This is a genomic window from Kitasatospora sp. NPDC094016 (assembly GCF_040304045.1).
Lineage (GTDB): Bacteria > Actinomycetota > Actinomycetes > Streptomycetales > Streptomycetaceae > Kitasatospora.
On sequence record NZ_JBEOUK010000013.1, the window covers coordinates 54,318 to 76,809 of the forward strand.

General features: G+C 74.9%; 20 protein-coding genes. 12 read left to right on the forward strand and 8 right to left on the reverse strand.

Annotated features, from left to right (window positions below; translation table 11 throughout):
* The first annotated feature begins 134 nt into the window (after positions 1-134).
* Positions 135-917, forward strand: coding sequence for a glucosamine-6-phosphate deaminase (locus ABT015_RS15045; protein ID WP_063350602.1), 783 nt, complete (start codon positions 135-137; stop codon positions 915-917).
* A 77-nt stretch (positions 918-994) separates the two neighbouring features.
* Here the strand turns inward: ABT015_RS15045 and ABT015_RS15050 are convergent, their stop codons facing one another.
* The 3 genes from ABT015_RS15050 to ABT015_RS15060 form a co-directional block, all read right to left on the reverse strand.
* On the reverse strand, positions 995-2,125 hold the full coding sequence (locus ABT015_RS15050; protein WP_350879433.1) for an aminotransferase class I/II-fold pyridoxal phosphate-dependent enzyme: 1,131 nt from the start codon (positions 2,123-2,125) through the stop codon (positions 995-997).
* A gap of 7 nt (positions 2,126-2,132) precedes the next feature.
* On the reverse strand, positions 2,133-2,873 hold the full coding sequence (locus ABT015_RS15055) for a helix-turn-helix transcriptional regulator (RefSeq protein WP_350879434.1): 741 nt from the start codon (positions 2,871-2,873) through the stop codon (positions 2,133-2,135).
* Between the two features lie 126 nt (positions 2,874-2,999).
* The gene (locus ABT015_RS15060; RefSeq protein ID WP_350879436.1) at positions 3,000-4,649 is read right to left on the reverse strand and encodes a beta-propeller fold lactonase family protein; all 1,650 of its coding nucleotides are present in this window, start codon (positions 4,647-4,649) and stop codon (positions 3,000-3,002) included.
* Positions 4,650-4,939: 290 nt separating this feature from the next.
* Here ABT015_RS15060 and ABT015_RS15065 point away from each other — a divergent pair, with 290 nt between their 5' ends.
* The 5 genes from ABT015_RS15065 (at position 4,940) to ABT015_RS15085 (ending at position 9,615) form a co-directional block, all read left to right on the forward strand.
* The gene (locus tag ABT015_RS15065) at positions 4,940-5,383 is read left to right on the forward strand and encodes an RrF2 family transcriptional regulator (protein WP_350879438.1); all 444 of its coding nucleotides are present in this window, start codon (positions 4,940-4,942) and stop codon (positions 5,381-5,383) included.
* Between the two features lie 73 nt (positions 5,384-5,456).
* A complete protein-coding gene (locus ABT015_RS15070; RefSeq protein ID WP_350879439.1) occupies positions 5,457-6,635 on the forward strand; it encodes a globin domain-containing protein in 1,179 nt (392 codons plus the stop codon).
* 105 nt (positions 6,636-6,740) lie between these two features.
* On the forward strand, positions 6,741-7,502 hold the full coding sequence (locus tag ABT015_RS15075; RefSeq protein WP_063350596.1) for a (Fe-S)-binding protein: 762 nt from the start codon (positions 6,741-6,743) through the stop codon (positions 7,500-7,502).
* Positions 7,499-8,929 carry a lactate utilization protein B gene (locus ABT015_RS15080; protein ID WP_350879441.1) on the forward strand — a complete coding sequence of 477 codons (1,431 nt, stop codon included), beginning with the start codon at positions 7,499-7,501 and terminating at the stop codon, positions 8,927-8,929. The genes ABT015_RS15075 and ABT015_RS15080 overlap by 4 nt, the downstream gene beginning before the upstream one ends.
* Entirely contained in the window at positions 8,926-9,615 is a 690-nt protein-coding gene (locus tag ABT015_RS15085) for a LutC/YkgG family protein (protein ID WP_350879443.1), read from the forward strand. Before ABT015_RS15080 ends, ABT015_RS15085 begins: the two co-directional genes overlap by 4 nt.
* A 179-nt stretch (positions 9,616-9,794) precedes the next feature.
* Here the strand turns inward: ABT015_RS15085 and ddaH are convergent, their stop codons facing one another.
* Positions 9,795-10,622 carry a dimethylargininase gene (gene ddaH, locus ABT015_RS15090; RefSeq protein ID WP_350879444.1) on the reverse strand — a complete coding sequence of 276 codons (828 nt, stop codon included), beginning with the start codon at positions 10,620-10,622 and terminating at the stop codon, positions 9,795-9,797.
* A 227-nt stretch (positions 10,623-10,849) separates the two neighbouring features.
* Positions 10,850-11,743, reverse strand: a complete 894-nt coding sequence (locus tag ABT015_RS15095; protein WP_350879445.1) for an MBL fold metallo-hydrolase — start codon at positions 11,741-11,743, stop codon at positions 10,850-10,852.
* 219 nt (positions 11,744-11,962) lie between these two features.
* Between ABT015_RS15095 and ABT015_RS15100 the strand changes: the two genes are divergently transcribed.
* The gene (locus tag ABT015_RS15100) at positions 11,963-12,745 is read left to right on the forward strand and encodes an SGNH/GDSL hydrolase family protein (RefSeq protein ID WP_350879446.1); all 783 of its coding nucleotides are present in this window, start codon (positions 11,963-11,965) and stop codon (positions 12,743-12,745) included.
* A gap of 7 nt (positions 12,746-12,752) precedes the next feature.
* Here ABT015_RS15100 and ABT015_RS15105 read toward each other — a convergent pair whose 3' ends face one another.
* Positions 12,753-13,184 (reverse strand): ribosomal maturation YjgA family protein, encoded by a 432-nt coding sequence (locus ABT015_RS15105; RefSeq protein ID WP_350879447.1) that lies wholly within the window; start codon positions 13,182-13,184, stop codon positions 12,753-12,755.
* 93 nt (positions 13,185-13,277) lie between these two features.
* Between ABT015_RS15105 and ABT015_RS15110 the strand changes: the two genes are divergently transcribed.
* The 5 genes from ABT015_RS15110 (at position 13,278) to ABT015_RS15130 (ending at position 19,519) form a co-directional block, all read left to right on the forward strand.
* Complete coding sequence (locus ABT015_RS15110) at positions 13,278-13,739, forward strand: ribonuclease domain-containing protein (protein ID WP_350879448.1); 462 nt, start codon at positions 13,278-13,280, stop codon at positions 13,737-13,739.
* An 837-nt stretch (positions 13,740-14,576) separates the two neighbouring features.
* Positions 14,577-16,424 carry an APC family permease gene (locus tag ABT015_RS15115; RefSeq protein WP_350879564.1) on the forward strand — a complete coding sequence of 616 codons (1,848 nt, stop codon included), beginning with the start codon at positions 14,577-14,579 and terminating at the stop codon, positions 16,422-16,424.
* Positions 16,425-16,515: 91 nt separating this feature from the next.
* Positions 16,516-17,535: a LysR family transcriptional regulator gene (locus ABT015_RS15120; protein ID WP_350879449.1), complete on the forward strand. Its 1,020-nt coding sequence runs from the start codon at positions 16,516-16,518 to the stop codon at positions 17,533-17,535.
* Positions 17,536-17,604: 69 nt separating this feature from the next.
* Complete coding sequence (locus ABT015_RS15125; RefSeq protein ID WP_350879450.1) at positions 17,605-18,276, forward strand: DUF3592 domain-containing protein; 672 nt, start codon at positions 17,605-17,607, stop codon at positions 18,274-18,276.
* A 178-nt stretch (positions 18,277-18,454) separates the two neighbouring features.
* Complete coding sequence (locus tag ABT015_RS15130) at positions 18,455-19,519, forward strand: substrate-binding domain-containing protein (RefSeq protein WP_350879452.1); 1,065 nt, start codon at positions 18,455-18,457, stop codon at positions 19,517-19,519.
* A gap of 20 nt (positions 19,520-19,539) precedes the next feature.
* Here ABT015_RS15130 and ABT015_RS15135 read toward each other — a convergent pair whose 3' ends face one another.
* Both ABT015_RS15135 and ABT015_RS15140 read right to left on the reverse strand, forming a co-directional pair.
* The gene (locus tag ABT015_RS15135) at positions 19,540-20,334 is read right to left on the reverse strand and encodes a sugar phosphate isomerase/epimerase family protein (protein WP_350879454.1); all 795 of its coding nucleotides are present in this window, start codon (positions 20,332-20,334) and stop codon (positions 19,540-19,542) included.
* Between the two features lie 9 nt (positions 20,335-20,343).
* Positions 20,344-22,401: a DUF2264 domain-containing protein gene (locus ABT015_RS15140; RefSeq protein WP_350879455.1), complete on the reverse strand. Its 2,058-nt coding sequence runs from the start codon at positions 22,399-22,401 to the stop codon at positions 20,344-20,346.
* Positions 22,402-22,492: the final 91 nt, after the last annotated feature.

Below are 22,492 nucleotides of genomic sequence, written 5' to 3' on the forward strand. Positions count from 1 at the left end.
GGCTCCCGACGCTCCGGGGACGGGCGGAGCGGCTCCGACCAGGGCCCGAGTGGACCTGGGGCGCCCGTTCACGGCAAACTGGTCTAGACCTCAAGGGTCTAGACCAAGCACCCGGCTCAGAACGGTGGACCAGTATGGAAATCGTGATCGTCCCTGACGCCTCAGCGGCCGGCGAACTCATCGCCGCGGCGATCACCGATCTGCTGACCGGCAAGCCCGAGGCCCTGCTCGGCGTGGCGACCGGCTCGACGCCGCTGCCGATCTACCAGGCCCTCGCCGAGCGGGTCCGCGACGGCCGGCTCGACGCCTCCCGGGCGCGCATCTGCCAGCTCGACGAGTACGTCGGCCTGCCCGCCGGCCACCCCGAGTCCTACCGTTCGGTGGTGCTGCGCGAGGTCGTCGAGCCGCTGGGCCTGACCGAGGACTCCTTCCTCGGCCCGGACGGCAACGCGACGGACATCGCCGCGGCGGCCGCCGCCTACGACCGCGCGCTGGCCGCGGCCGGCGGCGTGGACCTCCAGCTGCTCGGCATCGGCACCGACGGCCACATCGGCTTCAACGAGCCCTGCTCCTCGCTGGCCTCCCGGACCCGGATCAAGACGCTCACCCGGCAGACCCGCGAGGACAACGCCCGGTTCTTCGACAGCCTCGACGAGGTCCCGCACCACGTCATCACCCAGGGCATCGGGACCATCCTGGAGGCGCGCCACCTCGTCCTGCTCGCCACCGGCGAGGCCAAGGCCGAGGCCGTCGCCCTCTCCGTCGAGGGCCCGCTGTCCGCCGCCGTCCCCGCCTCGGCGCTGCAGCTCCACCCGCACGCCACCGTGGTGGTCGACGAGGCCGCCGCCTCCGGCCTCAAGCTCGCCGACTACTTCCGCGACACCTACGCCGCCAAGCCGGCCTGGCAGAAGCTCTGAGGTCGGCGGGCCCGTTCGGGAGGCGACTGCCTCCCGAACGGGCCCGACCCACATGTCCTTCCAGCAGCACCCGGCGGTCAGCGACCGCGGAGCCAGTCACCGAAGGCCGCCAGGGCGGGGCCCGGGTCGCGGCGCCCCAGGCCGATCCGGAAGCGGTCGGCGGGGGCGGGCGTCAGGTCGGAGTGAAACATGCTCGCGGGCAGCAGCAGGACGCCCGCCTGCTCGACCAGCGCGGTGCAGAAGTCCTCGACCCCGTCCGCCCCGAGGTAGCGCGGGTAGGCCACGCAGCCGCCGTCCGGGGCACGCCACTCGAAGAGGTCGCCGAACTCGGCGAAGAACGCGTCGAACCGGGGCAGGTTCTCCGCGATGATCGCGCGGTTGCGCGCCAGGATCTGCTCGCGGGCGTTGATCGCGATCCGGGCCAGCACCTCGCTCGGCGCCGAGTTGCAGATCGTGGTGTAGTGCTTGGCCCGCTCCAGCCGGGAGCGCAACTCCCGGTCGCGGCAGGCGATCCAGCCGATCCGCAGGCCGGGCAGGCCGAGCGACTTCGAGGTGACGTTGAGCGAGAGGGCGCGCGCGGAGAGGTCGGCGGCCTGCGGCAGCGCCCGGGCCGGGTCGCGCTCCAGACCGCGGTAGACCTCGTCGGAGAAGAGTCGGATGCCGCGCTCGTCGCACAGCTCCACCAGACGCGTGAAGTCGGCCGCGTCGATGACCTTGCCGGTCGGGTTGTTCGGGAAGTTCACCGACAGCACCCGGGTGTTCGGGCGCAGTGCGGCCGTGACCGCGTCGAGGTCGAGGGCCCAGTCGTCCTTCTCGTCCAGGGCGACGCCGGTGACCTCGCAGAGGGAGAGCGGGATGGTCTCGGCCGACTGGTAGTTGGGGGTCACCACCACGGCGTGGTCGCCCCGGTCGAGGAGCACCTGCATGGCGAGGTTGAGCCCCTCCTGCGCGCCGCCGAAGCAGAGCACGTCGTCGGCGTCGACCTCCTGGTACATCCCGGCGATCGCGCGGCGCAGCTCCGGATCACCGTAGGTCTCGGTGTAGCCGAGGGCGAGGCCGTCCCAGGCCCGGCGGTCCTCGGGACCGGCCAGGGCGAGGAGTTCGGCCATCGTCATGGTCTGGGCGTCGGAGGCGGCGAGGTGGTGGCGGGCGCTGAACTCCCAGCGCGAGAAGTAGGTTTCGAGCCGGAAGTCGGGGAGCCTGGTCATCTCTCTGTCACTCGCTCTCGTCGGCGTCGGCGTCGGCGCCGGTGTCGGGGTCGGGGTCGGGGTCGGGGTGCCGGTGCCGGGGTTCGGGGGGCTGCCGGTCCTCAGGGGCTTGCCGCGGCTCGGGGGTCTGCTTGAGCTCGGCGAGCAGGGTGTAGGCGGTCGAACGGGAGACCCGCAGTGCGGTGGCGACGGCCGGGACGGCGCGACGGACGGCGAACACGCCGGCCTGGTCGAGTTCGCGCAGGACGGCGAGCCGGTCCTCGCGGCCGAAGCGTTCGAGCGGGCGGCCGTGCTCGCGGACGTAGCCGCCGATCACGTCGTTCATCCGTTCCGTCCAGTCGCGCTCGAAGAGCGGTTCGGGGCGGGGCGCGGTGGGCGCGGCGAAACCCGCCAGCAGGGCGGCGGCGTGCTCCAGCGGGCCCCGGTCGAGGTTGACGCAGAGCACCGCCGAGGGCCGTCCGGCGTCGTCGCGCAGCACGGCGCTGACGGAGGAGAGCCGGCGCCCGTCGGGCAGCAGCTTCTCGTAGGGCCCGTAGACGTCGGGGGCGGACGCGTCGAGGGCGTCCAGCTCGCCGAGCAGCGACGGGTCGCCGGGGGCGCGGGGGGTCATCGGGTTCCAGATGGCCAGCACCCGGTCGGCGGTGGCGTCGTGCAGCACCACCTCGGCGTACGGCCCGAGCAGCAGGGCCACGGCGCGGCAGACCGGTGTCCAGGTCCGGACGCGCGGGTCGGGGGTTTCGGTGGTCATGTTCGGACTGTACGTCCAAACCAGACGTTTAGTCCAGATGATGCGTCCAGGCGTTGCGTCCGGACATCCGGCGGCTACGGCGAAGGCCCCGCCGACGCCGGCGGGGCCTTCGGTGCTCGGGGAGGGTCAGTGGCAGGTGATCAGCAGTCCGAGGACGGCGGTGCAGCTGCGGGTGTCCCGGCTGGTGGCCGGGGTCGGGTCGGCGGGCACACCGGCGGTGCGGGCCACCGTGACGTCGAAGGTGCGGATCAGGCTGAGCAGGCCGACCGAGATCGAGAAGTGCCGGGTGGTGCTCGCCCCCTTGGCGAGCGGCCCGGTGAGCTTGCAGGTGAGCTTGGTGCCCGCGATGGTGCAGTCGCTGGAGGTCGCCGCGAGGCCGGCCGGGAGGTCGGCGGAGACGGTGCCCGAGGTCAGCGTGTCGGGGCCCTGACCGGTCAGTGTGACGGTGTAGTCGACCCGGCCGCTCAGCAGGTTGGACACCGGCGTGGCGGTCAGGGCGACGCCGAGGTGGGCGCTGGGGGCCGTGTAGCTGAAGCGGTCGGCGGCGACGGCGGCGCTGGTGCCGCCGGGCGTGGTGACCCGGACGTCCACCGGCCCGGTCACCGTGGTGGCGGGGGCGGTGGCGGTGCAGCTGGTCCTGGTGCACTTGAAGGCGGTGGCGGCGCCCGCCGTACCGAAGGTCACGGCGGTGGCGCCGTTCAGGTCGGTGCCGGTGACGGTCACCGTCGTGCCGCCGACCCCCGAGCCGCCGGACGGGCTGATCCCGGTGACGGCCGGGACGGGCAGCGGGAAGTCGAGCACGTCGACGGCGCCGCCGGTGAAGTCGGTGAGGTAGCCGCGCCGGCCGTCGCCGGTGATCGCCAGGCTGTACGGGCTCGCGCCGACCGGGACGGTCGCGGTGACCGTCCGGCTGGCGGTGTCCACCACGCTGACCGTGCTGTCGGCGTAGTTGGAGACGTACGCGACGCTGCCGTCCGGGGCGATCGAGACGGCGTACGGGCCGGCGCCGACGGCGACGGTGCCGACGAGCGTGTTGCCGGTGGTGTCGAGGACGCTCGCGGTGGCGTCGTCGGCGTCGGCGGCCCACAGCCGGGTGCCGTCCGGGCTGAGCGCGAGGCCGAAGACGCTGTGGCCGACGGGAACGGTGGCGCTCACCGTGCTGCTCGCGGTGTCGATCACGTTCACCGCCTTCGCGCCGGAGGCGGCGACGTAGAGCCGCTTGCCGTCCGCCGAGACGGCCAGCCCGTGCGGCTCGGCGCCGACCGGGACGGTGGCGGTGACCGTGTTGGTGGCGGTGTCCAGCACGCTCACGGTGTCGGCCCCGGCGTTGCCGACGTAGGCGCGCGAGCCGTCCGCGGAGAGCGCGAGGCCCCACGGCTGGGCGCCGACCGGGACGGTGGCCGTCACGGTGTTGCTCGCGGTGTCCACGACGCTGACGGTGCCGTCGAGGTGGTGGGTCAGGTACGCCCGGCGCCCGTCGGGGGACAGGGCGACCGTGTAGGAGCCGGTGCCGGCGGTGAAGGTGGCGGACACCGTGTTGTTCGAGGTGTCCAGCACGCTCACGGTGCCGCTGCTCTGGCTGGTCACGTAGGCGTGGCCGCCGTCCGGCGTGAGCGCCACGCCCGCCGGGTAGGGCGCCACCGGCACGTGCGCCTTGACGGTCGGCGGCGGTGTGGCGGCCTCGGCGGTGGCGGGCTGCGACAGCAGCGCGGCCGTGGCCGCGGCTATCGCGGTCACGGCCGTCCAGGTGCGCCCGGGTGCGCGACGTGTTCTCACGAGTCTCTCCAGCATGGTCGGTCAAGGGATGCAACGCCGGTCGCTCCAGCCCCCTGCGGATCCGGAGCCGCACGAAGCGTAGAAGCCGGTATGACCATCCGTCAGGGGCTGATCGGTAATGTCGCCAACTGTTCAGATTCGACCGAGATTCGGACAGCGGTCGCCGCCCTCCCCCCTCCCCGTCGCGACCGGGGGCCGGACGTGGGCTGGTCGAGGGTGGGTCGGGACCGGTCGGGGAGGGGCGTGCAGGAAATTGGAGTTGTGGAGTCGTATTCGATAGCGTTTCGAACGTGAGGCTGACCAAGAGCACCGACATCGCCCTGCGGATCGCCATGCGGCTGGCCGTCCTGGACGAGGACGCCAACCCGACCACCCGCGAGGTGGCCGAGGCGGTCGGCGTGCCGTACACCCACGCGGCGAAGGTGGTCAGCCGCCTGCAGCACCTCGGCGTGGTGGAGGCCCGGCGCGGGCGCGGCGGCGGGCTGCTGCTCACCTTCGCCGGCCGGACCGGCTCGCTCGGGCTGCTCCTGCGCGAGCTGGAGGGGGTCGGCGACGTGGTCGGCTGCGAGGACGACCCGCCGTGCCCGCTGCGGGCCGCATGCCGTCTGCGCGGTGCGCTGCGGACCGCCCAGGAAGCGTTCTTCGCCTCGCTCGACCCGCTCAGCATCGACGACCTGGTGGCCGCGCCCACCGGCCCGGTGCTGCTCGGCCTCACCACCAGACCCACCGACTGATCCCCCCACCCCCGGGCCGGGCTCACGCACGGCCTTTAATGCGAATCTCACATACCAGTTAGGAGCCGGACTGATGCTGTCCGCCAAGTCCGCCGAGGTCATCGAGGCCACCCTGCCCGTCGTGGGCGGCGCCATCGGGGACATCACCCCGCTCTTCTACGACCGCATGTTCGCCGCCCACCCGGAGCTGCTGCGCGACCTGTTCAACCGCGGCAACCAGGCCAACGGCACCCAGCGACAGGCGCTCGCCGGGTCGATAGCCGCCTTCGCCGGCGCGCTGGTCGCCCACCCCGACCAGCGGCCGGACGCGATGCTCGCCCGGATCGCCCACAAGCACGTCTCCGTCGGAATCGACAGCAGCCAGTACCGGATCGTCCACGAGCACCTCTTCGCCGCCATCGTCGAGGTGCTCGGCGAAGCCGTCACCCCCGAGGTCGCCGCCGCCTGGGACGAGGTGTACTGGCTGATGGCCAACGCCCTCGTCGCCGTCGAGGACCGGCTGCGCGCCGAGGTCGCCGCCGGCGGCGACCAGGCCGACCTCTGGCGCCCCTACACCGTCGTCGCCCGCTACCAGGAGACCGACACCGTCACCACCTTCCTGGTGCGCCCCGCCGGCGGCGGCCCCGTCCCCGCCGCCCGACCCGGCCAGTACGTCTCGGTGCGCACCGAACTGCCCGACGGCGCCCGGCAGATCCGCCAGTACAGCCTCTCCGGCACCGCCGACGGCGCGCTGCGCTTCACCGTCAAGCGCGAGCCCGGCGGCGAGGTCTCCGCCCACCTGCACGACCACCTGCACACCGGCGGCCTCGTCCACCTCGCGCCCCCGCTCGGCGACATCGCCCTCCCCGACGGCGACGGACCGGTGCTGCTCGCCTCCGCCGGCATCGGCAACACCCCGATGACCGCCATGCTCGACCACCTCGCCGCCACCGGCTCCACCCGGCAGGTCGTCTCGGTGCACGGCGACCGCGACCAGCTCACCCACGCCTTCCGCGCCGACCTCACCCAGCTCACCGCCAAGCTGCCGAACGCCACCGCCCACGTCTTCTACGAGCGGCCGCTCGGCGACTGGCCCGCCGAGCGCACCGGCCTGGTCGACCTCTCCACCGTCGGCGTCCCGGCCGGCACCACCGCCTACCTGTGCGGCCCGCTGCCCTTCCTGCGCGCCGTCCGCGAGCAGCTCCTCGCGGCGGGCGTCCCGGCGGCGGACATCCACTACGAGGTGTTCGGCCCCGACCTCTGGCTCGCCTGAGACTCCCTGGGACCCCCCGAGGTACCCGAGATCCCCCGCCCCGGCCGACCCGCTCGGTACGATCACGAGCGGGCCGGCCGGTGTCGCCGGACGAAGGGAGGGCCGATGCGGGTCGCACTGTTCGCCACCTGCGTCAACGACGCGCTGTTCCCCGCCACGGCGGTCGCCACCGTCCGGCTGCTCGAACGCCTCGGCGTGACCGTGGACTTCCCCGCCGGGCAGACCTGCTGCGGGCAGCCGCAGTACAACACCGGCTACCGGCAGGCGTGCGAGCCCCTGCTGCGGCGCACCGCACGGGCCTTCGCCGGGTACGAGCACGTGGTGACGCCCTCCGGATCGTGCGTGGCCATGGTCCGGGACAACTACCCGCGGATCGGAGCCCGGGCCGCCGCCGACGGCCGGGGCGGCGAACTCGACTCCATGGCAGCCTCGTTGACGCCCCGGGTGTACGAGCTGACCGAGTTCCTCACCGACGTGCTGGGCGTCGAGGACGTCGGCGCGCACTTCCCGCACACCGTCACCTACCACCCCTCCTGCCACGGCCTGCGGGTGCTCGGCCTCGGCGAACGGCCGCTGCGGCTGCTGCGCGCCGTCCGGGGCCTGGAACTGGTCGAACTGCCCGGCGCCGAGGAGTGCTGCGGCTTCGGCGGCACCTTCGCGGTCAAGAACGCGGCCGTCTCGGCGGCCATGGCCGAGGACAAGATCGCCCACGCGCTCGGCACCGGCGCCCAAGTCCTGTGCGGCGCCGACAACTCCTGTCTGCTGCACCTCGGCGGCACGCTGCGCCGCCGGGGCGCGGCCCTGCGCCCGCTGCACCTGGCGGAGATCCTCGCCAGCACCGAGGAACACCCGTGGAGGCCCGCATGACCGGCACCTTCCTCGGCATGCCGGCCTTCCCGCAGACGCCCTTCCCGCAGGCCGCCGCGACGGCCGTCCGGGACGAGCGGCTGCGCGCCAACCTGCGGCACGCCACCCACACCATCCGGGACAAGCGGGCCCGCGCCGTCGCCGAACTCGACGACTGGGCCGAACTGCGCGCCGCCGGCAAAGCGATCAAGGACCACACGCTGCGCCATCTCGACCGCTACCTCGTCCAGTTGGAGGAGGCCGTCACCGCGGCCGGCGGCACCGTGCACTGGGCGGCCGACGCCGAGGAGGCCAACCGGATCGTCGCCGACCTGGTCCGCGCCACGGGAGAGACGGAGGTCGTCAAGGTCAAGTCGATGGCCACCCAGGAGATCGGGCTCAACGAGGCGCTCGCCGCCGAGGGGATCACCGCGTACGAGACCGATCTCGCCGAGCTCATCGTCCAGTTGGGCGAGGACCGGCCCTCGCACATCCTGGTGCCCGCGATCCACCGCAACCGCGCCGAGATCCGGGAGATCTTCGCCGAACGGATGGCCGCCTGGGGCCGCCCCGCACCCGAGGGCCTGACCGACTCCCCCGCCGAACTCGCCGAAGCGGCCCGGCTGCACCTGCGGGAGAAGTTCCTGCGCGCCCGGGTCGCGGTCTCCGGCGCCAACTTCATGGTCGCCGAGACCGGCACCCTGGTGGTCGTCGAGTCCGAGGGCAACGGCCGGATGTGCCTCACCCTGCCGCGCACGCTGATCTCCGTCGTCGGGATCGAGAAGGTCGTGCCGACCTGGCGGGACCTGGAGGTCTTCCTGCAACTGCTCCCCCGTTCCTCCACCGCCGAGCGGATGAACCCGTACACCTCGCTGTGGACCGGCACCACGGAAGGCGACGGCCCGTCCGCCTTCCACCTCGTGCTGCTCGACAACGGGCGCACCGCCGCGCTCGCCGACCAGGTCGGCCGCCAGGCGCTGCGCTGCATCCGCTGCTCGGCCTGCCTCAACGTCTGCCCGGTGTACGAACGGGCCGGCGGCCACGCCTACGGCTCGGTCTACCCGGGCCCGATCGGCGCCATCCTGACACCCCAACTGCACGGCACCACCAGCCCCTTGGAGGCCTCGCTGCCGTACGCCTCCTCGCTCTGCGGGGCCTGCTACCAGGTCTGCCCGGTGGCGATCGACATCCCCGAGGTGCTGGTGCACCTGCGCGAGCGGGTCGCCGAGCAGGGCGGGCACCCGCTGGAGCGGGCCGCGATCGCGGCCGCCGGGTACGTGCTCGACCACCCGGCGGCGCTAGCGGCCGCCGAGCGGCTCGCCGGACGCACCCGCGCGCTGCACCCGCGCCGGCTGCCCGGCCCGGGCCGGGCCTGGACCGACACCCGGGACCTCCCGGAGGTGCCCCCCGAACCGTTCCGCGACTGGTGGCGGAGGAACCGCTCATGACCGCACGGGAGTTGATGCTCGCCCGGATCCGCGCCGCACTCGCCGACCCCGGCCCCGGCCCGGACCGGGACCAGGACCGGGACCAGGACCGGGCCCCCGACCGGGGCCCGGCAGCGGAGGAGCCGGTCGCCCGGGACTACCTGCGCACGCACAGTCCGGACGATCCGGCGGCCCTGCTCGACCTGCTGCACCACAACCTGGCCGACTACCGGGCCCGGGTACACCGCTGCACCGAGGCCGAACTGCCCGGCGTCCTGGCCCGGTTGCTGGCCGAACGCGGCAGCCGCACGGTCGCCGTGCCGCCCGGCCTGCCGCCCGGCTGGCTCAGCGCCACCGCCGTCACGGCCGTCCCCGACGACGGTACGCTCACCGCCGCCCGGCTCGACGCCGTGGACAGCGTCGTCACCGGCTGCGCGCTCGCGATCGCCGAGACCGGGACGATCGTGCTGGACGCCGGACCGGGCCAGGGGCGGCGGCTGCTCACCCTCGTCCCGGACCACCACCTGTGCGTCGTCCGGGCCCCCGGGCAGGTCGTCGCCTCCGTGCCGCTCGCACTCCCCCGGCTCGACCCGGCCCGCCCGCAGACCTGGATCTCCGGGCCGTCCGCGACCAGCGACATCGAGCTCGACCGGGTCGAGGGCGTGCACGGCCCGCGCACCCTGGAGGTGCTGCTGGTCGAGGGCTGACCGAGCCGACCCGGGCCGCGGCGGCTCGGCTCATCGCCACCTCCGCCCCGAATGCCCTGGATGCCCCGGATGCCCCGGATGCCCCAGCCACGCTCTACCGGACGGCGGGGCGGCCGGGAAGGTCCGCGAGGGCAACGCGGAGGGCAGCGCCGAGGGCAGCTCCGACTGCGGGGCCGGACTCAGGCGGGCCGCAGCTCCAGCGTGCAGCACTTGGCTCCGCCGCCGCCCTTCAACAGCTCCGAGACGTCCACCGGGACCGGCTGGTAGCCGTGCTCGACGAGCCGCCCGGCCAGGTGTTTCGCCGCCTCGGGCAGCAGCACCCGGCGCCCGTCCGAGACCGCGTTGAGGCCGAACACCTCGGCGTCGGCCCGGTCGGCGAGGATCGCGTCCGGGTACAGGGTGCGCAGCGCGGCCCGGCTGTCGACGTCGAAGGCCTCCGGGTAGTACATGACGTGGTCGTCGGCGAGCACGGCCAGCGCCGTGTCCAGGTGGTAGAAGCGCGGGTCGACCAGGGTCAGGCCGACCACCGGGACGCCGAAGAACTCGCCCGCCTCCGCGTGCGCGGCCCGGGAGGTGCGAAAGCCCGTCCCGGCGAGCACCCGGCCGCCGGCCACCAGGTGGTCGCCCTCGCCCTCGTTGACGTGCCCGGCGCGGTGCACCTCGCGGTAGCCGTGCGAGCGGAACCAGGCCTGGTAGGCCTCGGACTCGGCGGCCCGCTCCGGGTAGCGGAAGGTCGCGACCAGCGCCCGGCCGTCCAGCACGGTCGCGCCGTTGGCGGCGTAGACCATGTCGGGCAGGCCGGGCACCGGGTCGATCAGCTCGACGGTGTGGCCGAGGCGGCGGTACAGCCAGTACAGCCGCTCCCACTGGCGGACGGCGAGCGCGGTGTCGGTGGGCTGTGCCGGGTCCATCCACGGGTTGATCGCGTAGTCGACGGTGAAGTACGTCGGCCGGCACATCAGGTAGCGCCGCGGCCTGGCGGTGCGCTCCGGTGTCTGCGTGGGCATTCCTCAACCATCCTCGGGTACAGGGGAGTTCGGGGATTCCGTTCCCCAGGCCGCTGCCCCGGCGGGGCTGTTCGCACACCCGCGCGGGCGCCCCCGGCGGGCGCAGGCCCCCGCGCACCCGGCGCGGGCTCCGGCGCACGCGCGGCCGATCGCCACGGGACGGACCGCACCGAGCGTCACGGGGGCGGGCCGCGCCGAACGTCACGGGGACGGGCCGCGCCGAGGTGTCACCAGCGGACCGCGCCGAAGTCCACCGGCGCGGTCCGCAGGCCCCGACAGCGGTCGGCGAGCGCCCGCAGCCGGGCCGCCGCCTCCTCGGCGGGCATCCGGTGCCGCTGGCCGTGCCCGGGCAGCAGCCACTCGAAGCGCAGCGCGTCCAGGCTGCGGTCCAGCGAGGCGGAGAGCTCCTCGATCGAGTACCAGGTGACGGTGTCGTACACCTCCAGGTCACCGGTGGTGCGGGACCAGTACAGGGTGTCGCCGGTGAAGCAGTACCGCTCGTCGACCAGGTACAGCACGCTGCCGCGGGTGTGGCCGGGGAAGGGGTGGGCGGTGACGCCGGGGGCGACCTCCACCGGCTCGACGCCGCGCAGCACCCGGTCGGCGTCGGGCGCGGCGTCCAGGTCGCCCTCGTGGATCCAGAGCCGGGCGCCGAGCCGGTCGGCGTACGCCCGGCCGTGCGCCGCGTGGTCGCGGTGCGTCAGCAGGATGTCGGTGACCGGGCCGAGGGCCTCGTACCGGGCCGCGAGCGGCTCGGCGAAGCGGGGAGTGTCGACCATCAGCCAGCCCGTGGGGCGGCGGCAGAGGTAGGAGTTGGCCCCGGCGTTGTGGCGGGAGTTGTGGCCGAGCAGCAGCAGGCCGTCGTCGAGGCCCAGCGGGAAGGGGTCGGTGGCCGGGTCGAGCGGGCCGGTGCCCGGCCGGATGGAGCGGGTGGGGCAGGCGTGGGCGGCGGCGAGCAGCCGGCGGTGCTCGGCCTCGTCGCGCGGCTGGCGGACCAGCTCGGAGCGGCCGGCGCGCTCACGGATCAGTCCTGGCGCGAGCTGCCGGGCCACGTCGCAGTTGGTGCAGCGGTCGTCGACGGACCACTGCCCGGACAGGCCGGAGGTCGGATTCGGAGCCATGGTTGTCTTCCCCCTGGAAGGACGGCGGCCGGGCCGGCCGCGCCCTTCGAGCATCGTCCGGGCGGGCCCAAAAGCGGAAGGGGGGCGGGATCTTGTGGTTTCCGGGGGCCGCCGCTCTGCACCCGGTTGTATTCCGGGTGGGGCACGTGGCCCATCTCACGTGCCGGCGGGGTCACCTACGGTGGCGTAGGTCACTTGAATGGGTGAACTATCTCCTTCATGCCGAACCTCCAGGAGACCCTTGACCTCAGTTCGTATGCCGCCCTCGGCGACAGCTTCACCGAGGGCCTGAACGACCCCGGTGCCGACGGCGCCTTCGCCGGCTGGGCCGACCGCCTGGCCGGGCTGCTCGCCGACGGACGTCCGCCGGGCGGGTTCCGCTACGCCAACCTGGCGGTGCGCGGCCGGCTGCTGGACCAGATCACGGCCGAGCAGGTGCCACAGGTCCGTCGGCTCCAGCCCGACCTGGTCACCTTCTGCGCCGGCGGCAACGACATCCTGCGGCCCGGCAGCGACCCGGACGAGGTCGCCGAGCGCTTCGAGGCGGCCATCGTCCAACTCACCGCCTCCGCCGGGACGGTGCTGATCTGCACCGGCTTCGACACCCGGGACGTACCGCTGTTCAAGCACCTGCGCGGCAAGATCGCCACCTACAACGGGCACATGCGGGCGGTCGCCGACCGCAACGGGTGCAAGGTGGCCGACCTGTGGTCGCTGCGCGCCGTCCAGGACCGCCGGGCCTGGAGCGAGGACCGGCTGCACCTCTCCCCCGAAGGCCACCAGCGGGTCGCCCTGCTGGCCGCCCGCTCCCTGGGGCTGCGCACCGAGCAGGACCCGGAGGCGCCCTGGCCGGCCACCCCGGAGCTGTCCCCCGCCGACCAGCGGCGCGAGAACCTCCAGTGGGCCCGCGAGTACCTGCTCCCCTGGGTCGGCCGACGGCTGCGCGGGGAGTCCTCGGGGGACCACGTCGAGGCCAAGCGGCCCGACCTGCTTCCGCTCTGACGTCGCGTCAGACGACACCGGGTGCTGCGGTCCTCCTCGCAGCCCTTGCGGCCTTCGCGGTCCGCAGCACCCGGTGCACCAGCGCGGGGAACACGGCGCCGACCAGGTACCAGAACAGGTCCGGCGGATTGAACGTCGACCCCAGCACCAACCGGGCCAGCCCGCTGCGCCGCCCCAACTCGTCGGGCACCCCGGTGATCTGGAACAGCTCCACCGCCCAGCTCAGCCCCGCCGCCACCACCGCCGCCCGCCCCGGCCGCACACGGGGCGCGACCAGCACCACCAGCGCGTACACCAGCACCGTGTAGAGCGCGTCCCCGGCGTACTTCGCGACGTCCCCGCCCAGCCCGGCCCGCACGCCCAGCCCGGCCGCCACCGTCACCCCGGCCGCCAGCAGCGGCACCACCCGCACCCGCAGGCGCCCCCAGAGATCATCCACCCGCTCCACCCTACGGCCCGGCCGTCGAGTCCAGGGCTGGGCCGTCCGGGTGTCTCCGCGCACCCGGGACGCCCGCATGTCGTTGGCCGATGCGTGACCACACCCGGAAAGCTCGTCCGCACGGCCGCCGCCGCGCTGTTCCTGACGGCCGTCACCGTTCCCTCCGCCGCCCCGGCCGCCGCCGCCCCCGCGGCCCACCCCGCGCCGCGGATCGTCCGCGACATCCTCGAACCCTCGCTGCCCGTCGACCAGTTCCCGCCCCAGGTCGAGGAGGCGTGCCGCATCTGGCACGACCTGCACTGGCCGACCGCGAACGCCCCCCGGGACTACCCGGTGGCCGGCTCCCCCTTCGTGATCCGCGGCAGCAACGTCTACGGAAACCGCAGCGGCGACCTCCCCCAGGACGGCCACTACCGCGAGTACGACGTCAACCCGCGCCAGCCCGGCCGGCATCGCGACGCCGAACGCCTGGTGCGCGACCCCGCCGCCCAACAGGTCTGGTACAGCGACGACCACTACGCCGACTTCCGCGAGATCAGCTCGGGATGCTCCTGATCCGACCATGCGGACACCGCCCGCGGGCCGGGACCGCGCGGGTCACTCGCGTGACCGCTCGGCCTCGGGCTCGCCGACGGCGTCGGACCCGCCCCAGACCCGGACCGTGACCGCCCGGGGCCGCTCCTCGGTGCTGTCCGGTCAGTGCAGTTCGGTCGTGGGCTCGGAGCCGATGCCGATGGCCAGGAGGATCTGCCGCGCCGAGTCGGTGCCGCCGGCCCGGACCTCCTCCATACGGACCCCGCACAGAAAGGCCGCACCCGCGGGAGTGCCGTCAACCAGTCCGGATCCTCCGCCGATCGGCCCTCCGTCACGCCCGACGGCGGCGCGTTGCGTCCGCGCGTGCGGAGGACTCCGCACCGGCGGACGCCCGCGCGGGAGGGCGTGGTCCTGCTCGACGCCCCGGCTGCGGACCTGCGTCACCGAGAGCCGCGATGCGTAACACTGTGTGTCGTGTCGAATGCGAAGAATGACGGCGGTGGCGTGGGGGCGGGCGGTGCGCCCAGTCCCGACGCCCCGCTGCCGGCCCTCGACCGGGAGCAGGTCGGGGTACTGCGCCGGGTGGGCCGGGAATGGGGTCGGGCGGCCGGGGATCCGCAGGCGTGGCGCCGGGCACTGCCGGTGGACCCGGAGCTCGGCCGTTTTCCGGCCTCCTCCGAGATCCGGCCGGTGCGCTTCGGCCGCTTCGTGCGGGTGGCCACGGTCGGCGGGCAGCCGCCTCCGGTCGAGGCGGGCGGCGAGGACATCCGGACCTCCCGACTCGGCCGGGCGGGCGCCGGGGTCAGGCACGTGCTGCTCGGGGCCCCGCTGCGCAGTACCGCGATCGCGCACGAGCGGATGCGCAAGCTGGTGGCGCTGCCGGTGCTCTCCGCCGATGCGCTCTCGTCCGTCGCCTACGGGCCCGAGGCGATGCTGGCCGTCCTGGTCCTGGCGGGCACCGCCGGCCTGCGCTACTCGGTGCCCATCGCCGCGACGATCACGTTCCTGATGCTGGCGGTCGGGGTGTCCTACCGTCAGACGATCCGCGCCTACCCGCACGGCGGCGGCTCGTACATCGTCGCCACCGCGAACCTCGGCCGCCTCCCCGGGCTGGCGGCGGCCGCCGGTCTGATGACGGACTACATCCTCACGGTCGCGGTCTCGATCGCCTCCGGCATGGAGGCCGTCACCTCGGCGGTCCCCTCGCTCCATGGCGACGTCGTGCCGATCGGCCTCGCCGTGATCGGCGTGCTGCTCGCCGGGAACCTGCGCGGCGTACGGCAGGCGGGCGTCCTGTTCGCCGCACCGACCTACGCCTTCGTCCTCGCCGTCCTCGCCCTCATCGCCTTCGGCCTGTACGACGCCGCCGGCCACGGCTTCCAGCCCACCGCGGCTCCGCAGTCGACCGCGACCGAGGGGGTCGGCGTGCTCCTGGTCCTGCGGGCCTTCGCCTCCGGCTCGACGGCGATGACCGGCATCGAGGCGATCTCCAACGCCGTCCCGGCCTTCCAGCCCACCGAGTGGCGCAACGCCCGTACCACCCTGACCTGGATGGTCGGCCTGCTGATCGTGCTCTTCGCCGGCACGGTCGCGCTGGTCCACCTCGACGGCGTCGTCCCCGACGCCCAGGAGACGGTGCTGTCGCAGCTCGCCCACCGCGCCTTCGGCCCGGGCTTCGGCTACGTCTTCACCCAGGCCGCCACGGCCGCGATCCTGCTCCTGGCGGCCAACACCGCCTACAACGACTTCCCCCGCGTCCTCTACCTCCTGGCACGCGACAACCAGGCGCCGCGGATCTTCCTACGGCTGGGCGACCGGCTGGCCTTCAGCAACGGCATCATCGTGCTCTCGGTCGCCGCGGCCGCGATCTACGCGGCGTTCGACGGCATGACGGCGCCGCTGATCCCGCTGTACGCGGTCGGCGTGTTCCTCGCCTTCACGCTGTCGCAGACCGGCATGGTCGTGCACTGGTGGCGCCTGCGCGACCGCCACTGGCGCAAGAGCCTGATCTTCAACGCCGTCGGCGCGCTGCTCTCGGCGGTCGTGCTCGTCACCGCCGCGATCACCAAGTTCACCTCGGGCGCCTGGTTCGCCGCGCTCGTGGTGGGCCTGTTCATCCTGGTGGCCGCCAGGATCCGGCACCACTACGAGCAGGTCGCCGCAGCGCTCGCCCTGCACCCGCACGCCGTGGAGGTGCCCGGCCGCGCCCTCACCCGGCCGCGCCCACGGGACGGCGCGCCCGCGCCCTCCGCAGAGGCGAAAGCGGAGTGTGAGCGCGAGGCGGAGAGCGAGGAGACTCCCGAGGAGATCCACCCCCTGCTGATCGTGCCGATCGCCGCACTGGACCTGGCCGGCATGCGCGCCCTCGCCTACGCCGCCTCGCTCCGCCAGCCCGTCCTCGCCCTGCACATCAGCGCCAGCGAGGAGGAGGCCCGGCGCTTCCGCGCGTACTGGAACCTGTGGGGCGACCACCTGCCCCTGAAGATCCTCCTCTCCCCCTACCGCACGATCGTCGCGCCCCTGGTCAACTACATCGAGTCCCTGCACGACCAGCGCCCGGACCTCACCCTGACCGTCGTCCTCCCGGAGATCGTCGTACGACACCGGCGCCACCGCCTCCTGCACAACCGACTCGCCCCCCGCCTGCGCAGGGCGCTCCGCCCACTGCCGAAGATCGTCGTTACCACCGTCCCGTTCCACGTCTGAGGACTGAACAGCTGTCCGCATCCGGACCGCGTCCGGCCTCTGCCAGGATGGGCGTCCTCGACCCCGGGCGCGGCGAAAGGGCGGTACAGCGGTGGAACTCGACCCGAAGAGGCTGCTGATCCTGCGCCAGATCGCCGACGCCGGCAGCGTGGCGGGCGCCTCGCGCGCGCTGGGCCACACCCCCTCCGCGGTGTCCCAGCAGCTGGGCCGGCTGGAACGCGAGGTCGGCGTCCCCCTGGTGGACCGCACCGGCGGTCGGGCCGAACTGACCGCCGCAGGCCGCCTGTTGGCGGGTTACGGCGACCGGATCGGCCAGGCGCTCCAGGACGCCGCCCGCGACCTGCGCGCACTCGGCGCCGCTGCCGCCGGCCCGGTCGCCATCGGCGTGCCGGCGCCCGCCATCACCTTCTTCGCCACCACCGCCGTCCACCTGCTCGCCCGCACCCACCCCGACCTGGCCCCCCGCCTGGTGGAGACCGGACGGCAGGAGGGCCTGCGCGCGCTGCGCCTGGGCGAACTGGACGTCCTGGTCATCGAGGACGACCAGCAGGAACCCACCCCGCTGCCGCCCGGCGTCGAGGCGAGCGTCATGTTCGAGGACGCCTACCGCCTGGTCGTCCCCTCCGACTGGCCCCCGCTCACCGACCCCGCCCAACTGTCCGGCCGCCCCTGGATCGCCGCCCCGGCCGGCTCACCCCGGCAGCTGGCCTTCCAGCGCCTGGCCACCCGGCACGACATCGTGCCCCTGGTCGAGCACACCGCCCGCTACCGCTTCGCCGTCTACTCCATGCTCGCCGCCCGTCTGGGCGCGGCGATCCTGCCCGCGAACGCCGCCGCCCTGATCGGCCCGGGCGCCGGCACCGTCACCACGCTGCCGGTGCCGGGCGCCTACCTGGTGCGTCTGCTGCGCCGCACCGGACCGTGGGGGGCGCCGCCGGCGGTGCGGGCGGCGGCCGAGGCGCTGCAGAGCGCGCTGCTGGCGGCGAGCGAGCGGCTGGCGGCCCAGGGGCTGACCGAGAGTGAGCCGCGCGTGAACGGCCATCTGGTCGACCCCAGCGAGCCGGGCACTCCCGAGGGCCCGCCCGACGAGCCGCCCGCCGGGGCGCCGTAAGCGCTGCTGAACGCCGGGAGTGAGCGCCGCTTGCTGGTGCCCGGCCCGGCCCTCTGCCAGCGTGGCCGCGTGACCACCATCGAGGACGAGCGACCCCCCGTCCCTGCTCCTCCCCGCTCAGACCGGCTGCGCCGCCGGGCACGCGCCGCCACGCGCCTGCTCCAACGGGCAGCCTGGGCCGCCGCGCTGGTCGGCGCGGTGACGACGGCCTGCACGCCGTGGGGATCCACGCCCTGGTACGCCGGCTGGATCGGGGCCGCCGGCGCGGCGGCACTCGCGGCGCTGGCCTCGCCGGTACGGCTGGCCCTGGGCCAGCGGCCGCGCTCCGGCTCCGTCTCCGCCCTGTTCCACGGCGCCATGCTCGCCCTGATGCTCTGCACCTTCGCCGGCTGCTTCGCCTTCTCCCTCAGCGGCTGGTTCCACGAGCGCGCCCTGGACCGGCACGCCACGCTGCGGGTGTCCGCCACCGTCACCGGCTGCCGCAGCAGCGGCGACACCAGCAGCGAGTGCACCTTCCTCTGGACGGCGGACGGGCACGAGTACCGCGCCGCCGAGGGCACGGACGTGCAGTGGCCCGACGGGCACCGGGTCGAGGTGCGGATCGATCCCGCCCACCCGCGACGGGCCCCCGTCACCGACGGCAGCTACTGGCCGCTGTGGATCGCGGTCGTCGTGGGCGGGCTCGGCACACCGTTCAGCCTGTGCGTCTGGTGGGTCCTGGAGGAGTCCGCGAACTACTGACACCGACCCGGGGCGGCACCGGCGACGGCGACAGCGACGGCGGGCCCGGCAACGGCGACAGCGACGGCGGGCCCGGTGGATATCAGGTGCGGCATCGCGGTCATACTTGATCGGAAGTCGATCGAAAGATATGGTCCGATCAACCAGCCACGGTTCGGAGCAGTACGGGGGACAGGCGATGACCATCTCGGCCGAGGAACGTCGGGACCTGATCCTCAAGGCCGTCGGCGAGGCGAGCGGGCCCCTGCGGCTCGCCGACCTGGCGGCACGGCTCGCCATTCCGGCCGTGACCGTGCGGCGGGACGTCGCCGCGCTGGCCGAGGCCGGCCGGGTGGGGCGCTCGCACGGGTTCGTCGTCCGGCGCACACCGGAGAAGCCGACGGACGGCGAGGGCGAGACCCGCACCCTCGGGCTGCTGGTGCCCTCCGTCGGGTCGTACTTCGACGAGCTGATCAACGGAGCCCGGGCCGCCGCGACGGCAGCGGGCGCCCGCCTGGTCCTCGGCATCGCCCCCTACGAGGCCCGCGACGACCGCACCCAGGCCGAACGGCTGCTGGAGTCCGGCCTCGACGGGCTGCTGCTCGCGCCCAACCTCCTGCCCGGCCGGCCCGCGCAGGCCCACGACTGGCTGGACGACCTGCCGGTGCCCGCCATCCTGGTCGAACGCGGCACACCCGAGTACGGGGGCCCCGGCGCCGGCCTGGACTCCGTCGGCTCGGACCACCGGCAGGGCGTCCTCCTCGCGCTGCGCCACTTCGCCGACCTGGGCCACGACCGGGTCCTGCTCGCGGCCCGCGGCGACTCCTGGACGGCCCGGGAGGTCCGGGCCGGCTACCAGCACGGCACCCGGCTGCTCGGACTGGCCGCCCTGCCCGTCCTGGACACCCTCGGTGACGACGGCCGCCCCGCCGACTCCGACCGGCTCGCCGGGCTGATCGCCGACGCCGTGTCCGACGGCGTCCGCGCCGCCCTCATCCACAACGACCAGGACGCGATCCAGCTGCTCCCGCTGCTCCGCGCCCGCGGCCTCGCGGTGCCCGACGACCTCGCGCTGATCGCCTACGACGACGTGTTCGCCGCCCTGGCGGCCCCGCCGCTGACCGCCGTCGCCCCGCCGACCCGCGCGGTCGGCGAGACGGCCGTCGGCCTCCTGCTGCGCCGCCTCACCGCCGGGCCCGACCTGCCGGTGCACCGGATCTCCCTGCTCCCGGCCCTGCGCGTCCGCACCTCCTGCGGCGGCTGAATTCCCGGGCCGGGGGCCCGCTACCGCCGCAGTCCCGCCAACCAGTCGGCGGCCGCGCCGAGCAGCGGAGCCAGCGGGGCGGCCTCGGGGTACCAGGGCGCCTCGTACTCCCAGCAGACCCAGGCGTCGGCCGGCAGCAGGGCGAGGCAGGCGGCGATCGGCAGGGTGCCGGCGCCGAGCGGCAGCGGCGTGCGGTCGGCGGCCGAGGCGACGTCCTTGACCTGGACGTGGCCCAGCCGGTCGGCCAGCGCCCGGTGGGTGGTTTGCGGCGGCTCCCCTCCGAGGACGGTGTGCTGGAGGTCCCACAGGGCGCCGACGGCCGGGTGGTCGACGGGGGCGAGCAGCCGGGCGAGGTCGCGGCCGGTCGGGTGCGAGTCGTGCGTCTCGACCAGGACCCGGACGCCGAGCGCGCCCGCGCGGTCGGCGACGGCGGCCAGCCGCCGGGCGGCGCGCTCGCCAGCCCGTTCGTCGACCGCCGCCGGCCCGGGCGCGGCGCCGCCGCGCGGGAAGACCCGGACGGCCGGGCAGCCCAGGTCGGCGGCGAGTTCCAGGTGTCCGCCGAGGTCGGCGAGCAGCGGGGCGTCCGCGCCCGGGGCGGCGATGCCGAGGTAGGAGGTCAGCGCGAGCGGAACCGTCCCGGTGGACGCCAGTGCGCGCACGGCGGCGCGCCGCTCGTCGGCGGTCAGGCCGGGGTGGACCGGCTGGCCGGGGGCGCAGCGCAGTTCCAGCCCGTGCCAGCCGTGGTCGGCGGCGAGGCGCGCGGCGGCGGCGAGCGGCAGGCCGGGCAGGCCGAGGGTGGAGAGGGCGAGCGGCACGGGTGCTCCTCAGGTCCGGGCGCCGGGCGGAAGTCGGCGGGCTGAGGCCGCTCCTGGCGACAGCTCCGCCTCGTGGACGGCGCCGTCGGCCCACCGCACCCGCAGCCGGTAGGCGCCGTCCGGCGCGGCCGCCACGTCCGCCGTCAGGCCACCGAGCGGCGGGAGGTCATCCGTGGCGGCGGTGAGGGGGACGGCGGTGGGGTGAGCGGCGACAAGGCGGTCGGCGGTGAGGGGGACGCCGGTGAGGGGGACGGCGGTGAGGCGGGCGGCGCACACCAGCAGGTGGACGGCCCCGCCGGTGGCGCCGGTCAGGACCGGCAGGGCGGCGGCCGCTCCGAAGGCCGTGCCGTCCGGGACGGGGCTGGTGCGGGCGGCGGTGTAACCGTGCAGGGCGCGCAGTTCGCTGGTCAGCAGCCGGCCGTCCGGCGTGTGGGCGGTCGCGGTGGCAGCAGCAGCGGCAGCGGCGGTGCCGGGCCGGACGGGCGGCAGGTGGTCTCCGGCGACGGCCCAGCCGCCCTCGCGCAGCGGGGTGCCGGGCGGGGCGCCGGCGACCAGGTGGGCGCGGACCTCGTCGGCGCCGTGGGCGAGGGTCAGCGAGGTGACGGTGACACCGGGCAGGGGGTGTCCGGCGGCCCGGGGGCGGTGGGTGGAGGCCGCCCAGCCGTCGCCGGTGGCGAGCGGGGTGATGCGGCCGCGTTCGGTGGGTTCGCCGTCGACCAGCAGGGCGAGGTGGTTGTCGGCCGGGCCGGTGTGGACGGGGCCGGTGGCGGTGGAGTGGGCGAGCCGCGCGTAGTGCGGGTCGTCGGGGTGGACGCGGTCGGCGGGCTGGTCGTCGCTGCCGTGGTTGTGGAGGCGGACCAGGCCGTCGGCGGCGGTGGACTGGACCAGCCAGCCGGGGCCGGGCAGCGCGCGGACGGTGTCGCGGCGTTCGGCGGGGGCGGGCTCCTCGCGGTCGGTCCAGGCGGGGTGATCGGCGGGCAGCAGCAGGCCGAGGAAGCCGGAGGCCGCCCAGTAGGGCGAGGAGGGGCCGGAGTAGGGCTGGACGAGCGGGGGGTGGGGGCCGTACCAGCCGAGGGTGAGCAGGCCGTCGGGGCCGGTGGCGCCGCGGTCGAGGAAGTGGCGCAGGGCGCCGGAGGCGAGTCGGCGGGTGGTGCCGGGGGTGAGCGGGGTGTGGCCGGTGAGGGTGCCGGCCCAGAGCGGGGCGGCGGCGGCGAACCGGTAGATCAGCGAGCGGCCCTGGTGCACCGGGGCGCCGTCACCGCCGAACAGGTGGGCGTGGTCGGCGAGGTGGGCGGCGAGTCGGGGGCCGTATTCGGCGAGCAGGGCGCGGTCGTCGGCGAGGTGGGCGTGCAGCACGGGGTAGAGGTGCAGGGCCCAGCCGTTGTAGTGGTCGAAGGCCCGGGGGCGGCCGTCGGTGTACCAGCCGTCGCCCAGGTGGAAGCGGTCGATGCGTTCCAGGCCGCGCCGGACGGCGGCGCGGGCGGCGTGCTCCTCGATGCCGGCTTCGGCGAGGAAGCCGCCGACGGCGAGCGGGAAGAGCCACCAGTTGTTGTCGTTGGGTGTGCGGTGGAGGGCTTCGGCGAGCCACCGGGCGGTTCTGGTCCGGACGTCGGCGGGGAGGCGGTCCCAGAGCCAGGGGCGGGTCAGCCGCAGGGCGAACGCGATGGCGGCGGCCTCGACCATGGCCTGGCCGCGGTCGGTGACGACTGGCCAGGACGCCGGGTCGTCGTCGGTGAGGTCGCGCGCGGTGGTGGGGTGGCGGGTGCCGGCGTCGAGTCCGGCGGCGTAGCGGTCGAGCAGGCCGTGCGGGTCGGCGCCGCCGGCGCCGGCGACGCGCAGGGCGGCGAGGAGGAAGGTGCGGGCGAAGCCTTCGAGGGCGTCGGAGCGGCGGCCGGACCAGCTCGGCCGGGGGCCGGGGAGGTCGATCAGCGCGTGTCCGGGTCCGGCCCAGGGGAGGACGGCGTCGAGCAGCCCGTCGGCGGCGGCCTCCCAGTGGGCTCTGGTCCAGCCGGTGCGGGGGCTGAGGGCGTGGTCTTCCGGGGGCAGCAGCACGGCGGTGTCCTCCATGGCACGGGGCTCGGGAGTCGCGCCCCGTGCGGGGAATCTAGAAAGCGGTTGATCGTTCGTCAAGGCTTTTGATCGCAACGGATCATTTGAT

Coding starts and splice junctions, on each gene's coding strand:
- ABT015_RS15055 (WP_350879434.1), bottom strand. CDS start 2,873: ATGACCACCGAAACCCCCGACCCGCGCGTCCGGACCTGGACACCGGTC.
- ABT015_RS15100 (WP_350879446.1), top strand. CDS start 11,963: ATGCCGAACCTCCAGGAGACCCTTGACCTCAGTTCGTATGCCGCCCTC.
- ABT015_RS15080 (WP_350879441.1), top strand. CDS start 7,499: ATGACCGGCACCTTCCTCGGCATGCCGGCCTTCCCGCAGACGCCCTTC.
- ABT015_RS15070 (WP_350879439.1), top strand. CDS start 5,457: ATGCTGTCCGCCAAGTCCGCCGAGGTCATCGAGGCCACCCTGCCCGTC.
- ABT015_RS15115 (WP_350879564.1), top strand. CDS start 14,577: ATGCGCAAGCTGGTGGCGCTGCCGGTGCTCTCCGCCGATGCGCTCTCG.
- ABT015_RS15140 (WP_350879455.1), bottom strand. CDS start 22,401: ATGGAGGACACCGCCGTGCTGCTGCCCCCGGAAGACCACGCCCTCAGC.
- ABT015_RS15045 (WP_063350602.1), top strand. CDS start 135: ATGGAAATCGTGATCGTCCCTGACGCCTCAGCGGCCGGCGAACTCATC.
- ABT015_RS15095 (WP_350879445.1), bottom strand. CDS start 11,743: ATGGCTCCGAATCCGACCTCCGGCCTGTCCGGGCAGTGGTCCGTCGAC.
- ddaH (WP_350879444.1), bottom strand. CDS start 10,622: ATGCCCACGCAGACACCGGAGCGCACCGCCAGGCCGCGGCGCTACCTG.
- ABT015_RS15050 (WP_350879433.1), bottom strand. CDS start 2,125: ATGACCAGGCTCCCCGACTTCCGGCTCGAAACCTACTTCTCGCGCTGG.
- ABT015_RS15075 (WP_063350596.1), top strand. CDS start 6,741: ATGCGGGTCGCACTGTTCGCCACCTGCGTCAACGACGCGCTGTTCCCC.
- ABT015_RS15130 (WP_350879452.1), top strand. CDS start 18,455: ATGACCATCTCGGCCGAGGAACGTCGGGACCTGATCCTCAAGGCCGTC.
- ABT015_RS15085 (WP_350879443.1), top strand. CDS start 8,926: ATGACCGCACGGGAGTTGATGCTCGCCCGGATCCGCGCCGCACTCGCC.